The 12,308-nt window shown below is 64.4% G+C and carries 17 protein-coding genes; 10 read left to right on the top strand and 7 right to left on the bottom strand.

Annotation, left to right across the window (positions count from 1 at the left end):
- Nucleotides 1-226: 226 nt before the first annotated feature.
- Entirely contained in the window at nucleotides 227-646 is a 420-nt protein-coding gene (locus FXB40_RS43355) for a PaaI family thioesterase (protein ID WP_148778354.1), read from the top strand.
- Between the two features lie 2 nt (nucleotides 647-648).
- Here FXB40_RS43355 and FXB40_RS43350 read toward each other — a convergent pair whose 3' ends face one another.
- Nucleotides 649-1,533 carry a LysR family transcriptional regulator gene (locus FXB40_RS43350; protein WP_148778353.1) on the bottom strand — a complete coding sequence of 295 codons (885 nt, stop codon included), beginning with the start codon at nucleotides 1,531-1,533 and terminating at the stop codon, nucleotides 649-651.
- 122 nt (nucleotides 1,534-1,655) lie between these two features.
- Here FXB40_RS43350 and FXB40_RS43345 point away from each other — a divergent pair, with 122 nt between their 5' ends.
- Complete coding sequence (locus FXB40_RS43345; protein ID WP_148778352.1) at nucleotides 1,656-2,285, top strand: pyridoxamine 5'-phosphate oxidase family protein; 630 nt, start codon at nucleotides 1,656-1,658, stop codon at nucleotides 2,283-2,285.
- On the opposite strand, the gene FXB40_RS43340 is transcribed toward FXB40_RS43345, so the two are convergent.
- Nucleotides 2,282-3,367, bottom strand: coding sequence for an AbrB family transcriptional regulator (locus FXB40_RS43340; RefSeq protein WP_148778351.1), 1,086 nt, complete (start codon nucleotides 3,365-3,367; stop codon nucleotides 2,282-2,284). The genes FXB40_RS43345 and FXB40_RS43340 overlap by 4 nt on opposite strands.
- 100 nt (nucleotides 3,368-3,467) lie before the next feature.
- Entirely contained in the window at nucleotides 3,468-3,749 is a 282-nt protein-coding gene (locus tag FXB40_RS43335) for a PsiF family protein (protein ID WP_148778350.1), read from the bottom strand.
- 187 nt (nucleotides 3,750-3,936) lie between these two features.
- Between FXB40_RS43335 and FXB40_RS43330 the strand changes: the two genes are divergently transcribed.
- Nucleotides 3,937-4,449, top strand: coding sequence for a hypothetical protein (locus tag FXB40_RS43330; RefSeq protein ID WP_148778349.1), 513 nt, complete (start codon nucleotides 3,937-3,939; stop codon nucleotides 4,447-4,449).
- A 108-nt stretch (nucleotides 4,450-4,557) separates the two neighbouring features.
- On the opposite strand, the gene FXB40_RS43325 is transcribed toward FXB40_RS43330, so the two are convergent.
- Nucleotides 4,558-5,106, bottom strand: coding sequence for a TetR/AcrR family transcriptional regulator (locus FXB40_RS43325; protein ID WP_148778348.1), 549 nt, complete (start codon nucleotides 5,104-5,106; stop codon nucleotides 4,558-4,560).
- Between the two features lie 105 nt (nucleotides 5,107-5,211).
- Between FXB40_RS43325 and FXB40_RS43320 the strand changes: the two genes are divergently transcribed.
- From FXB40_RS43320 to FXB40_RS43300, 5 genes are all read left to right on the top strand, one after another.
- Nucleotides 5,212-5,640, top strand: a complete 429-nt coding sequence (locus FXB40_RS43320; protein WP_148778356.1) for an acyl-CoA thioesterase — start codon at nucleotides 5,212-5,214, stop codon at nucleotides 5,638-5,640.
- Between the two features lie 3 nt (nucleotides 5,641-5,643).
- Nucleotides 5,644-6,099, top strand: coding sequence for a PaaI family thioesterase (locus tag FXB40_RS43315; protein ID WP_148778347.1), 456 nt, complete (start codon nucleotides 5,644-5,646; stop codon nucleotides 6,097-6,099).
- A gap of 40 nt (nucleotides 6,100-6,139) precedes the next feature.
- Complete coding sequence (locus FXB40_RS43310; RefSeq protein ID WP_148778346.1) at nucleotides 6,140-6,523, top strand: CidA/LrgA family protein; 384 nt, start codon at nucleotides 6,140-6,142, stop codon at nucleotides 6,521-6,523.
- On the top strand, nucleotides 6,520-7,242 hold the full coding sequence (locus tag FXB40_RS43305; RefSeq protein WP_148778345.1) for an LrgB family protein: 723 nt from the start codon (nucleotides 6,520-6,522) through the stop codon (nucleotides 7,240-7,242). The genes FXB40_RS43310 and FXB40_RS43305 overlap by 4 nt, the downstream gene beginning before the upstream one ends.
- An 88-nt stretch (nucleotides 7,243-7,330) precedes the next feature.
- A complete protein-coding gene (locus FXB40_RS43300) occupies nucleotides 7,331-8,002 on the top strand; it encodes a DsbA family protein (protein WP_187437531.1) in 672 nt (223 codons plus the stop codon).
- Nucleotides 8,003-8,080: 78 nt separating this feature from the next.
- Here the strand turns inward: FXB40_RS43300 and FXB40_RS43295 are convergent, their stop codons facing one another.
- The 3 genes from FXB40_RS43295 to FXB40_RS43285 all read right to left on the bottom strand — a co-directional run bounded on the left by FXB40_RS43295 (nucleotide 8,081) and on the right by FXB40_RS43285 (nucleotide 10,450).
- Nucleotides 8,081-8,287 carry a hypothetical protein gene (locus FXB40_RS43295; RefSeq protein WP_045005422.1) on the bottom strand — a complete coding sequence of 69 codons (207 nt, stop codon included), beginning with the start codon at nucleotides 8,285-8,287 and terminating at the stop codon, nucleotides 8,081-8,083.
- An 82-nt stretch (nucleotides 8,288-8,369) separates the two neighbouring features.
- Nucleotides 8,370-9,440 (bottom strand): carboxylesterase family protein, encoded by a 1,071-nt coding sequence (locus FXB40_RS43290; protein WP_148778343.1) that lies wholly within the window; start codon nucleotides 9,438-9,440, stop codon nucleotides 8,370-8,372.
- Nucleotides 9,441-9,460: 20 nt separating this feature from the next.
- Nucleotides 9,461-10,450 carry a S1C family serine protease gene (locus FXB40_RS43285; RefSeq protein ID WP_148778342.1) on the bottom strand — a complete coding sequence of 330 codons (990 nt, stop codon included), beginning with the start codon at nucleotides 10,448-10,450 and terminating at the stop codon, nucleotides 9,461-9,463.
- 86 nt (nucleotides 10,451-10,536) lie between these two features.
- Between FXB40_RS43285 and FXB40_RS48505 the strand changes: the two genes are divergently transcribed.
- Both FXB40_RS48505 and FXB40_RS43280 read left to right on the top strand, forming a co-directional pair.
- Nucleotides 10,537-10,686, top strand: coding sequence for a hypothetical protein (locus tag FXB40_RS48505; RefSeq protein WP_187437530.1), 150 nt, complete (start codon nucleotides 10,537-10,539; stop codon nucleotides 10,684-10,686).
- Between the two features lie 50 nt (nucleotides 10,687-10,736).
- The gene (locus FXB40_RS43280; RefSeq protein WP_187437529.1) at nucleotides 10,737-12,155 is read left to right on the top strand and encodes a M20 family metallopeptidase; all 1,419 of its coding nucleotides are present in this window, start codon (nucleotides 10,737-10,739) and stop codon (nucleotides 12,153-12,155) included.
- Nucleotides 12,156-12,308: the final 153 nt, after the last annotated feature.

Here is a 12,308-nt window from a genome sequence, read left to right as displayed (position 1 = left end):
CTATTACAAGGGTGGGCAAAGCGTGGCGCGCCCACCGTTCTTTCATGTACGAGCGAGATGGTGGGCACGGCGCGATGCGCCTTTGCCCACCCTATGGAATCTGTGTTCGCGGCAACGCCGCCCGTTTCAAACACCCGCGCAAATCACGTTTAAAACTTTGTAGGCGGTGAAACTGTCATCCACATCGCGTTCAATGGCGGCAACCCAACCGCGACGCGAGCCACGCATGACCGACACTGCCATCCCCGACGGCTTTGAGCCGCTATCCCGCAAGAGCCCGCTTACCGAACCCTGGGAGCCAATCTACGCGAAGAAAACCGACAAGGCCATCATCATCGGCCTTCGGCTGGCAAAGCCGCACACCAATGGCCGCGGCCTGATCCATGGCGGCCTGATCACCGCGCTCGCCGACAATGCCATGGGCTACAGCTGCGCGCAGGCGACGAACTGGACCACGTCGTTCGTGACGGTCTCGTTGTCGATCGATTTCGTCGGCTCCGCCGAGATCGGCCAATGGTGTTCGATAGAGAGCGACGTGATCAAGACCGGCAAGACGATCTGCTTTGCGCAGAGCCTGATCAAGGCCGACGGCGTCGTGATCGCGCGGGCCAGCGGGACGTTCCGGGTGGTGCCCAAGAAAGGGTGAGCCTACCCAAATTTCCAATCCGCCGTCTCCACCACGAGATCGATGAACGCGCGCACCTTTGCCGAGAGCAGGCGCGAGGTCGGGTAGACGATGTGGATCGGCAGCGGTGGCTGCTCGTATTTTGCCAGCACGATTTTCAGCCTTCCGCGCTTCAGCCTCTCGGCTGCCTGATAGGCCAGCACCCGAGTCACGCCGCCGCCCGCCTCGGCATATTGCAAGGCTGCATCGGCGCTGTTGCTGGTGAAACGGGGAGATGGCATCACCTCGATCTCGCGACCTTCGCGGAGGAAGCGCCAACTGGTCGCGGGGCCAAACGCAATCGTCTGATGGTCAGGCAGCTCTTCCGGCGTCTTCGGCTCGCCGTGGCGCTTCAAATAGCCTGGCGTCGCCACCGTGATCCGCCGCATCTCGCCGACCTGGCGCGCAACCAGCGAGGAGTCGGCGAGGTGGCCGATCCGCACGGCCGCGTCGACGGCATCCTCCACGAGGTTGACGAGGTTGTCCGACAGCCTGAGCTCGCAGGCGACCTCGGGATAGCGCTTGAGATAGTCAGTCATGACCGGGCCGACATGCTGCCGGCCGAAGCCGACCGGGGCCGACACCACCAGCCGTCCGCTCGGCCGGTTGCGCTCCTCCCGCGCCGAGCCATCGGCCTCCTCAACGTCGGCGAGGATCCGCCGGGCGCGTTCCAGATAGCGCGTGCCGACGTCGGTCAATCTCACCTGCCGCGTGGTCCGCTGCAGCAGCCGCGCGCCGAGATGCTCTTCAAGCGCAGCAATCAGCCGTGTCACCGCCGAGGGCGACAGCCGCAGCTTGCGCGCCGCCGGCGCAAAACCCCGCAGGTCGGCGACGGTGACGAAGACATGCATGGCTTCGAGGCGGTCCATGGGCATTATTGCATATATTGCAACGATGAAGTGTCAAGCTGCTCGATTGTTTTGATCGCCGAAGGGGCCATTTTAGTTGCCAAAAGACGCAGAGATGCGCCGGATTTTCAGGAGACATTCCGATGACCGCAGTTCACACCTATGCCAGTGACGTGGCCTTCACCCCCGCGGTGAAGGCGATCCAGGCGCGCAAGGGCTCCCGCGAGGCCTATGGGCGCGCAGAGCAGCGCGGCTGGCGCACCGAGGTCGACGAGAGCCTCGAAGCCTTCCTCGCCGACGCCAATAGCTTCTATTTCGCCACCGCCTCGGCGGACGGCCAGCCCTATATCCAGCATCGCGGCGGCCCGAAGGGCTTTCTCAAGGTACTGGACAAGCAGACGCTCGCCTTCGCCGACTATGCCGGCAACCAGCAATATCTGACCCAGGGCAATCTCTCGGAGAACCCCAAGGCCTACATCTTCGTGATGGACTACGCCCATCGCCGCCGGGTGAAGATCTGGGGCGAGGCGCGGGTGGTCGAGGACGATGATGCGCTGACGGAGGCGCTGATGCCGAAGGGCTATCGCGCCCGGCCCGAGCAGGTGATCGTGTTCAAGATCGCGGCCTGGGACACCAACTGTCCGCAGCACATTCCGCAGAAGTTCGACGCCGCGGATGTGGCGGCGGCGTTGGCCGCGAGGGACCAGCGGATTGCGGAGCTCGAGGCGCAGGTTGCGGCGCTGAAGGGGCAGGCGACGGCAGAGCAGAGCTAATCGTCGACGTCGTCCTGCGTGCGGCCGAACAGGTGCACGATGCCGGGCGTCGCGATCGTCACGAACACGAAGCGCGAGAGGTGATGGGCGCCGACGAAGATCGGGTCGATGTGTAGCGTCAAGGCCAGCGCCAGCATCGCGTCCATCGCTCCGGGTGCGAATGCGACGACGACGTCGGAGAATTTGACCTGCGTGGTCAGCGCCACGATGCCGACGAAGATGGCGGAGACGCCGATAGCCACCGCGAACGAGCCCAGCGCAGCGTTGATGTGGCCGGCCAGCGTCTTGATTCGCATCCGGGCAAAGCGGCTGCCGATCAGCGCGCCGATGCCGACCAGTGCGACGCCGCGCACCCAGTTCGGCAGGCCACCCTCGACCCAGCCTGCGCCATGCAGCACGCTGGAGGCGATCATCGCGCCGAACATCCAGCTCGCCGGAAACTTGATCAGCCGCAGCACGAGCGATGCCGCCAGCGAAGCGGCGACCAGTTCCAGAAGATCAAGGGGCGAGGCAATCGCCGTCGTCAGCGACGGTGCCACGGAGGGCGCGACGCCCGCGACCGCCAACACCATCGGCAGCGCCGCGGTGAGGATGATGACGCGCATGGTCTGTACTACTGCGATGCCCGGCAGGTCGGCGCCGCGCTCGACCGCCAGGATCGTGATCTGTGACAGCGCACCGGGGCTGCCGGCGAGGAAGGCCGAGGTGCGGTCCCAGCCATGGACCCGCTGGAGGTAATAGCTCGAGCCGAAGGTCGAGCAGAAGGTCGCGAGCGCCAACAGCCCGATGGTCAGCGGATAGGCGCTGACCTGCTGGATCAGATGGCGCGAAACCACGGAGCCCAGCGAAATACCGAGCAGCACCAGCACGGTCTGGGTCAGGAGCGGCGGCACCGAAAGCTTGCGTCCGGCAATCGCGGCGCTCCCGACCGCGATCATCGATCCCGAGATCAACCCGCCCGGAAGGCCTGCGGCCAGGAACGCCAGTCCACCGGCGGCGCCGATGACGAGCGTCTCCAGGGTGCTCAAAACCTTGGCACGGCTCGGCCATTCGAATGGGAGGGAGGCGGTGATTTGCTTCACGCCGCCTTATCGCAAATCGGCGAGAGACGCACAATTGCAGGCTCGTCATGCCGCAATGCGTGCGCCTCTCGCCAAAAGCGAGGGGAGAATTGTGACGGATTTACTTCTTGTCGGCGGCCGGCGCAGGCGCGGGCATTGCGCCGCCCTTCGCGGTCTTGATGCACTCGGAGCGGAATTTCTTGCGCTCCTTGCCGTGCAGGCCCTTGGCGTCCGCCTGCTTGGAGCATTCGAGCGACTCAGCCGAGTGCTCCTTCGGCGCCTTCTTGTCGGTGGTGGCGGCAGCATCAGTCTTGGCGGCCGGCGCGGCGGTCTGCGCGAAGGCGGTGCCGGTGGCGAACAGGGATGCGATCGCGACGACGGCGAGACGGGAGGCGAGGGTCATGATGTTGCTCTTCTTGCAAGAATTGCGGAGGGCCGCGAACGTCGGCCTGCGTTGCTGAACGCCACATGAATAAACCTGAATGGCACGATCACTATATTTTGGCGCCAAGCAGCATCACTTCCTTGTCGGACGTCCCCGGCACGCTAGGATAGCAGTCCTCGTTTTGCTTCCCTGAGGGAGACCAAGGATGACCATTCAATCAAAATTGTTGTGTGCAGTTGCGGTGTCGGGATTCGCCGCGCTGATAGTGAGTGCGCCGGCGCAGGCGCTGACCTCGCAGGAGTGCAGCGCGAAATACCAGGCCGCCAAGAAGGACGGCTCGCTCGGCACCATGAAGTGGAATGACTTCCGCAAGGCCCAGTGCGGCGCCGATGCAACGCCCGCCGCCGCGCCGACCGCGGCCGCCCCGGCTGCTGCGCCCCCGCCCGCTGCCGAGCCCAAGGCGGCGGCGAAGAAGGAGGCAGCTCCCGCTGCCGCTCCGGCGCCGACGATGCCGACCATGCCGATGGGCAACGCCGTCTTCCCGAATGCGGTCGATGCGAAATACGCCAAGGAGAGCGCCGGCAAGGCTCGCCTCCATACCTGCGTCGACCAGTACAACGCCAACAAGACCACCAACGGCAATGGCGGCATGAAGTGGATCGAGAAGGGCGGCGGCTATTACAGCGAATGCAACAAGAAGCTGAAGGGCGCCGCCTGAGCTTCGATATGATGCGATGGCCGGAGCAACGCTCCGGCCATTTTGCTTAGGTTATTGTTAGAGCATGATCTTTTCGGAAAACCGCTTCACACTTTTCCGGATCATGCTCTAGTTCAGCAATTTCTCGGCCGATTTCGCCACGAGTTGCGACCGCTTGCGCGGGCCGCGCTCGACGAACAAGAGACTCTGGCCGAAGATGAAGCAGTAAAACAGGAACGCCTGCGCCTCGGCCTCCTCGGCCTCAAGGCCGGTCGCGCGATAAAGCTCGGCGACGTGCTTCAGCCGGGCCGCATCCACGCCCGCCACCGCCGTAGCGGCGCTCTCGTCGGAGCGCGCCCACTGCCGGATCGCGAGCTCGATCGCCATGCCCTCCGGATTGAGCCGCTCGGAATAGAGCTGGATCACCGCCCTCAGCCGCTCGCGGGGCTCTTGCCCGTCCAGGCTGGTCTGCTGTGCAATTGATGCCGAGCGTCCCTCGCGCCAGTGCACCAGCATGGCCTCGAGCAGCGCGGCACGGTCGGCGAAGCGGCGGTAGAAGCCGCCCTTGGTGACGCCCAAATTCTTGGCGAGCACCTCGACCCGCACCGCCTCGACACCTGCGCGGGCAAGCTCCTTGAACCCTGCCTCGACCCAGACATCGCCCTTGCCGTCGTTCATAAGGAAGCCTCACCGGTTCTTGATACGGTGCCGTATTGTTAATGCGTTCCGCGCCTGATACGCTACCGTATCAAGATCAAAAGACAGACAGGGCAGGGAATGACGATGGAGCAGGAGGCGACCTATCGCGGCACGGTCTATCCGTGGCAGTGCGATCACGTCGGTCACATGAACATCATGTGGTATGTCGGCAAATTCGACGAAGCCAATTGGAATCTATTCGCCCGGCTCGGGCTGACGCCGAGCTATCTGCGCTCGTTCGGCCGCGGCATGGCGGCGGTGCAGCAGAACATCACGTATAAGCGCGAGCTGCTTGCCGGCGACATCATCGAGATTCGCAGCCACCTGCTGGAGGTTCGCGACAAATCAATCCGCTTCCGGCAAGAGATGACGAATGCCGAGACCGGCGAGATGGCAGCGTTCTGCGAAATCACCGGCGTGCACATGGACCGCAGCTTGCGTAAATCCGCGCCGTTCACTGAGGCCATCCGCGAGACTGCGCAAAAATATCTTGCCGAACCGGTCGAGGCCTGAGCCATGGCAGCGTTCGAGCCGAAAAACCCTGGCTATCGTGCGGCGGCCATCGCGATGTTCGAGGGACAGCCGGCGATGCGCACGCTCGGCATCGTGATCGTCCGCCTGGCGCCCGGCGAGGTCGAACTGGCCATGCTGCATTCGCCTGACTTCACGCAGCAGAACGGATTTGTCCATGCCGGCATCATCACCGCGGGGCTGGACAACGCCTGCGGCGTCGCCGCCTTCACACTGATGCCGTCCGAGGCCGATATTCTCACCGTCGAGTTCAAGACAACGCTGCTTGCACCCGCCCGCGGCGAGCGTTTTGTGTTCAAGGCCGAGGTGGTCAAGCCTGGCCGGACGTTGACATTCTGCGAGGCCAAGGCGTTTGCAGAGCATGACGGCAAGACCACGCTGATCGCGACGATGACCGGAACGCTGATGGCGATGCTGCCCCGTGTTGCGTCCCGTGCCTAGCGGCAATTGACAAGCCCAGCGACGCATCCCTTGATGCGTCATGCTTGCCAGTCTCAGCCTCATCCTGCTCTGCCAATTGATCGGCGAGGCCGTGGTCCGGGGCCTCGGCCTGCCACTGCCGGGACCCGTGCTCGGCCTGCTCCTGCTTCTGATCCTGCTGCTGGCTCGCGACCGCTTTGCGTTGCTCGCGCGCGGACCGCTGCGGAACGACGGCGTGGAGACCGCCAGCAAGGGCCTGCTGGCTCATCTATCGCTGCTGTTCGTGCCTGCCGGCGTCGGCGTCGTGCAAGAACTCGATCTGCTCGCCTCCCACGGCATCGCCATCATCCTGGTGCTGGCGCTCTCGGTGGTCCTCACCTTGCTCGCCACCGCCCTGACCTTCCGCCTGGTCAGCCGCCTGTTGAAGCAACAGGACGCCCGATGAAAGACAACCCGTTCTCGCTCTGGGTCTATCTCTCGCAGTCGCCGCTACTGTGGTTGACCGTGACGCTGCTGGTCTATGCGACCACGGACGCGGTGTCGCTGGCGACGCGGCGCCATCCGCTCGCCAATCCCGTGCTGCATGCGATGTGGATCATCGGCGCGTTCCTGCTCGCGACCGGTACGTCCTACACCACCTACTTCGCCGGCGCGCAGTTCGTGCACTTCCTGCTCGGGCCTGCCACCGTCGCACTCGCCGTGCCGCTCTATGAGAACCGCAGGCGCGTGGTCTCCTCCATCGTGCCGATGCTCGTGGCGCTGGTTGCGGGCTCGGTGACGGCCGTGGTGTCGGCCGCGTTGCTGGCCGAGTTCGCCGGGCTGCCGCGCGACGTGGTGCTGTCGCTGGCGCCGAAATCGGTCACGGCCGGCGTTGCCATGGGCATCGCCGAATCCCTGCATGCGGATCCTTCGCTGGCGGCGGTCGCGGTGATCCTCACCGGCATCATGGGCGCCATCATCGTCACGCCGCTGATGAACCGCACAGGCGTGACCGATTTCCGTGCCCGTGGCTTTGCTGCCGGCCTTGCCGCGCACGGCATCGGTACGGCCCGTGCGTTCCAGGTCGACGAGATCGCCGGCGTCTTCTCCGGCATCGCCATGAGCCTCAACGCTCTCTTGACCTCGTTCCTGGTCCCCCTGGTGGTGACCCTGCTGGTGCGATGACATCGCCCCCACGACACTCTATATGAGGGCGTAACACTTCCCGGTCCTGAGCCGTAATTGCGGTGATGGGACCGAAACGGGACGAGATATGGCTGGATTCAGGACTAAGGGCCTTAATGGCGGCCTCGGGCCGACGCGCCGCGCGGCGCTGACGTTGATCGGGGCAGGCGCCTTCGCGGCTGGCGGTATGACCTTGGCGCGCGCAGCCGCCGACGATGACGAAGTGCTCACCGAAGCCAAGGTGCTGCGCGATCCCGACGTCCCCGTCGCCGGCAATCCCGATGGCAATATCAGCATCATCGAGTGGTCCGATTACAACTGCCCCTATTGCCGTAAGCTCGAGCCCGAGCTGCGCCAGGTCATTCAGGACGACGGCAAGGTCAGGCTGGTCCTGAAGGACTGGCCGATCCTCGGGCCCGTCTCCGTGACGGCCGCCCGGATCGCGCTCGCCGCGAAATATCAGGACAAGTACCACAAGGCCCACGACGCCATGATGGGCGTCAGCTCGCGCCTGGCCGAGTCGCGCATCAACGAGCTGCTCGCGGCCGCCGGCGTCGACATGGACCGCCTCAAGAGCGACCTCGCCGCGCACGCCAAGGACATCGACGGCATCCTCAAGCGCAACAACGAGCAGGCCGAGGCCTTCGGCTTCCGCGGCACGCCGTCCTTCATCGTAGGCAAATATCGCGTGCCTGGCGTGCTCAGCATGGCCGAGTTCGAGCAGGTCATTTCCGACGCCCGCAAGGCCAAGATGAACTGACGCGCAGCAGCGTTCGTCGCAGTCAACACAAAGGCGCCGCCGCGGATCGCGACGGCGCCTTGTTCATGGCGGGCGAGATTACTTCGACGAAATCCGGACCCAGTCCTTATGTGCGCGGTCCTGCAGCGCATTCCAGTCGGCCTTCGCGACATCCCAGTTCACGATGGTGCGATTGGCAGTCGCGACCTCGCCATTGGCGACAGACGACGTCTGCATGGAGTCATAGACATACACGCCGCAGCCGAGCAGCAGCGCACCCAAAATCATTCCGAAAAAAGTCTGCATGGCGAACCTCCGGTGACGGGCAGATAACGTCGGCCCGGAGTGATGGTTCCGCGGCACTACGGCACAGGTAAGGACATCTCGTTCATCCCTCATTCAGCCATTGCAGCAGCTCGGCGTTGATCTCGCGCGGATAGGTGTGGCTGAGGTCGTCGATCTCGCGATAGGTCACATCGGCGCCGGCGGCCGCGAGTGCTCCCTGCGTCTGCCGTGCGGTCTGCACCGGAAACATCCAGTCGAGCTTGCCGTGGGTGATGAAGATCGGCAGGCGCTGCAGCCGCGTGGCGTCGGCCATTTCCGCCATCAGCGGATGGAAGGTCGCCGAGACCGGCGCGAGATGAGTGAAGGGTGAGGCGCCGTCGAGCCCGCTGACGTAGCAGAACGTGCCGCCGTCGCTCATGCCGGTCAACAGCATCCGTGAGGCATCGATCGACCAGCGGCCGCGCACGGTTTCGAGGATCCGCATCAGGTTGGGCGTGTCGGTGTCGTCGCCCATCAGCGCCCACGTCTGTCCGGTCGCGGTCGGCGCCATCAGAATCGCACCAAGGCTACGGGCATCGCGCAGCCAGCTCCACAGAAAGCCGCGTCCGTTGCCGTTGCCGCCATGCAGCGCCATCACCAGCGGCCAGCTGCGATCGGGCGTGTAATATTCGGGAACATAGACCGAGAAGCCGCCGCGGCTGCCGGGCTCGTTATGATCGTGGAAGATGCCGGTGTCCTCGCTGGCACCGACTTCCAGCCGTGCCAGCAGATCGTCATTGTCGCGCTTGGCGGCGGTGAGGAAGAAGTTGCTCACCGGCGGAAACTGGGTCGACAGCGGATACAGCGCCTCCTGTGCGCGCGGCAGATGGCGCAGCGCGCGGAACACCGAGACGAGATCGCCATTGCCGCGCTCGACGTCGCGGATGCCTGCATAGGCGGACAGTGTCTCGTTGCAGGCGCGATCGAGCCGCTCGCGCAATCCGGCGAATTGCTCCGGCCACGCGCCGATCGCTGCATGTGCCGACTGAAGCGCATCGTCCGGTGCGCCGATTGCGTTCATCACCGTGGCGAAGGCCGGCGGATGCAAATGCCGGGCGAAGTAGCCGAGCGCCTCGAGCGCATTGAGCAATGGCGGCAGCACGGTCACGATGTCGTCGACGACGGCCTCGGTCATTGCTGCTTCCTCTGCCTGGATCAGTGCAGCTTCGGCGCTTTCAGGAGCTTGAAGCGGTCGGTCGAGGTCACCGTGACGTCGAAGGTGACGCCTTCATGATGCGCGGAGCCTTGATGATGCACGGTGAGAGGCACGTCGACGCCGGCGGCGCCGAGCCCCCACTTCTTCTTGTAGAACGCCGTCTGGCTCGTAATCTTGTCGCCATCCACGGCAAGAATGACGTCGCCGGTCTTGAGCTCCGCGCGCGCGGCGGGACCGTTGGCGGAGATCCCGATCACCACGACGCGATTGTCGATCTCGGTCGAATAGAGTCCGAGCCACGGTCGCGCTGGCTTGTTGACGCGGCCGAACTTGCGGAGGTCGTCGAGGATCGGCTTCAACAGATCGATCGGCACGATCATGTTGACATGCTCGGCCTTGCCGTCGCGTTCTCGCTCGAGCTGGAGCGAGCCGATGCCGATCAGTTCGCCGCGCTCGTTGATCAGTCCGGTGCCGCCCCAATTCGGATGGGCGGGATAGGTGAACAAGGCCTCGTCGAGCAGATACTCCCAGTAACCGGCGAATTCCTGCTTGGCGACGATCTGGCTCGCGACCGATCGCGTGCGGCCCCCGGCGCCACCGACCACGACGCGGTCGCCGAGCCGGGTCTCCGCCGACGAACCGAGCGGCAGCGGCTCGATGTCGAGCCGGCCGAGCGCCTGCACCAGGCCAAAGCCGGTGACGGCATCGAAGCCGAGCACATGTCCCTCCATCACGCGCCCGTCGCCGAGGTGAAGCCAGACAGATTCCGCTTCGGTAATGAGATAGCCGATGGTGAGCACCAGCCCGTCGTCGATGACGACCCCGTTGCCGGCACGCTCGGTGCCGAGCGTTTCGGCGCTGAAGGCGTCCGAAGGGATGATGGCGTGCAGGCCGACGACGGAGGCGAGCGCACGGTCGAGATCGAAGCCGTAATCGCTCGCTCGCGGCTGATTGGCCGGCGGCACTCTCCATTCGGTCAAGGCGGGCATGGAGTTCTCCTGGCTGAGAGCATCGCTCCGCCATGGCTGCGGAACGACGCGCGAAGCAAGCATAATTTAGGCCGGAGGAGGCCGTCTTGAAAGACTTGACGGCAACTATTCCAGATGCCGCGACGCCGATTTCCGAAGATGACAGAAATTGTTCGCCTAAAGTCGGTCGGCAGCCGCCCAATCCGGCATCGATCGCATGGCTGGTGTCCCGCGAGATGCTAGGCGGGCTTCAATGAAGCTGCTAACCATTGCCGCTTCGTTTGACCAAGAGATCACGGACCAAATCATGGACAATCGCAGCGACATCTGGCGTGGCATCGACACGATCAAGGGACGTTTCATCGACCTTAGCGACAAGGTCTGGGGCATGCCCGAAGTCTGCTACACCGAGGCGCGTTCCGCCGCCGAGCATCTCACCGAGCTGCGCCACCAGGGTTTCCGCATCACCGAGAACGTGGCGGGCATTCCGACCGCGGTGATGGGCGAATGGGGCGAGGGTGGTCCGGTCATCGCTTTCATGGGTGAATATGACGCCCTGCCGGGCCTGAGCCAGGAGGCTGGTGTTGCCGAGCACCGTCCGGTCGAGACCGGCGGCCACGGCCATGGCTGCGGTCATAATCTGCTCGGTTCCGCGGCGCTGCTCGCCGCCACGGCCGTCAAGGACTGGCTCGCCGAGAACAAGGTGCCCGGCCGCGTGCGCTATTACGGCTGCCCGGCGGAAGAGGGCGGCGCGGCCAAGGCCTTCATGGTGCGCTCCGGCGCATTCGAGGACGCCGATATCGCCATCACCTGGCATCCGAATAGTTTCTGGGAAGTCGCGGTGACGCCGTCGCTCGCCAACACCCGCGCCGACTTCATCTTCACCGGCCGCACCTCGCACGCGGCAGCTTCGCCCCATCTCGGCCGCTCCGCGCTCGATGCGGTGGAACTGATGAATGTCGGCGTGAACTATATGCGCGAGCACATGCCGAGCGATGCGCGCGTGCACTACGCGCTGCTCGACACCGGTGGCATTGCGCCCAACGTGGTGCAGGCCCATGCCCGTGTGCGCTATTCCATTCGCGCCCGTGATCTCCCCGGCATGAACGAGCTGGTCGGGCGCGTCAGCAAGATCGCAGACGGTGCGGCCTTGATGACCGAGACCAAGGTCGAGATGAAGATCATCTCCGCGGTCTCCAACATCCTGCCGAACACGCCGCTGGAGCAGGCGCTGCATCGGGTCATGGAAGAGCTCGGACCGCCGCATTTCGACGATGCCGACAAGGGCTTTGCCAGCGAGATCCGCGCGACGCTGACCGACAAGGACATCGCGTCAGTCTACTACACGATCGGCATGGAGCCGACCGATCGGCCGCTGGCCGACTTCCTGGTGCCGCTCGACGCCAAGCGTAACCCGCTGGTGGGTTCGACCGACGTGGGCGATGTGAGCTGGGTGGTGCCGACCGTGCAGGTTCACGCACCAACGGTTGCAATCGGCACGCCTTTCCACACCTGGCAGGTGGTGGCGCAGGGCAAGAGCCCGCACGCCCATAAGGCCATGGTGCAGGCGGCCAAGGCCATGGCCGGCCTCGGCATCAAGGCGCTGACAGAACCGGAACTGATCAAGGCTGCGAAGGCCGATCTCACGAAGCGGACGACCAAGACGCCTTATGTCTGCCCGCTGCCCGACCACGTCGCGCCGCCGCTCACTATGTCCGTGGCGTAGAATTCCGTCTCGATACTTCGTCTGATCTGGCGAACAAATTTTTCGCAGTGCAACTTGGTTTCCGGCGGATTCTGACGCCGGAATGCCGAACCCTTGGGCTGCTGAAGGAAGTTTTGCTCAACAGACAGCCAGAACACCGTTTGCACACACACA

It is taken from the genome of Bradyrhizobium rifense (genome assembly GCF_008123425.1).
GTDB lineage: Bacteria > Pseudomonadota > Alphaproteobacteria > Rhizobiales > Xanthobacteraceae > Bradyrhizobium > Bradyrhizobium rifense.
The sequence above is the reverse complement of the archived record's forward strand: the minus strand, read 5'-3'. Positions and strand labels throughout refer to the sequence as shown.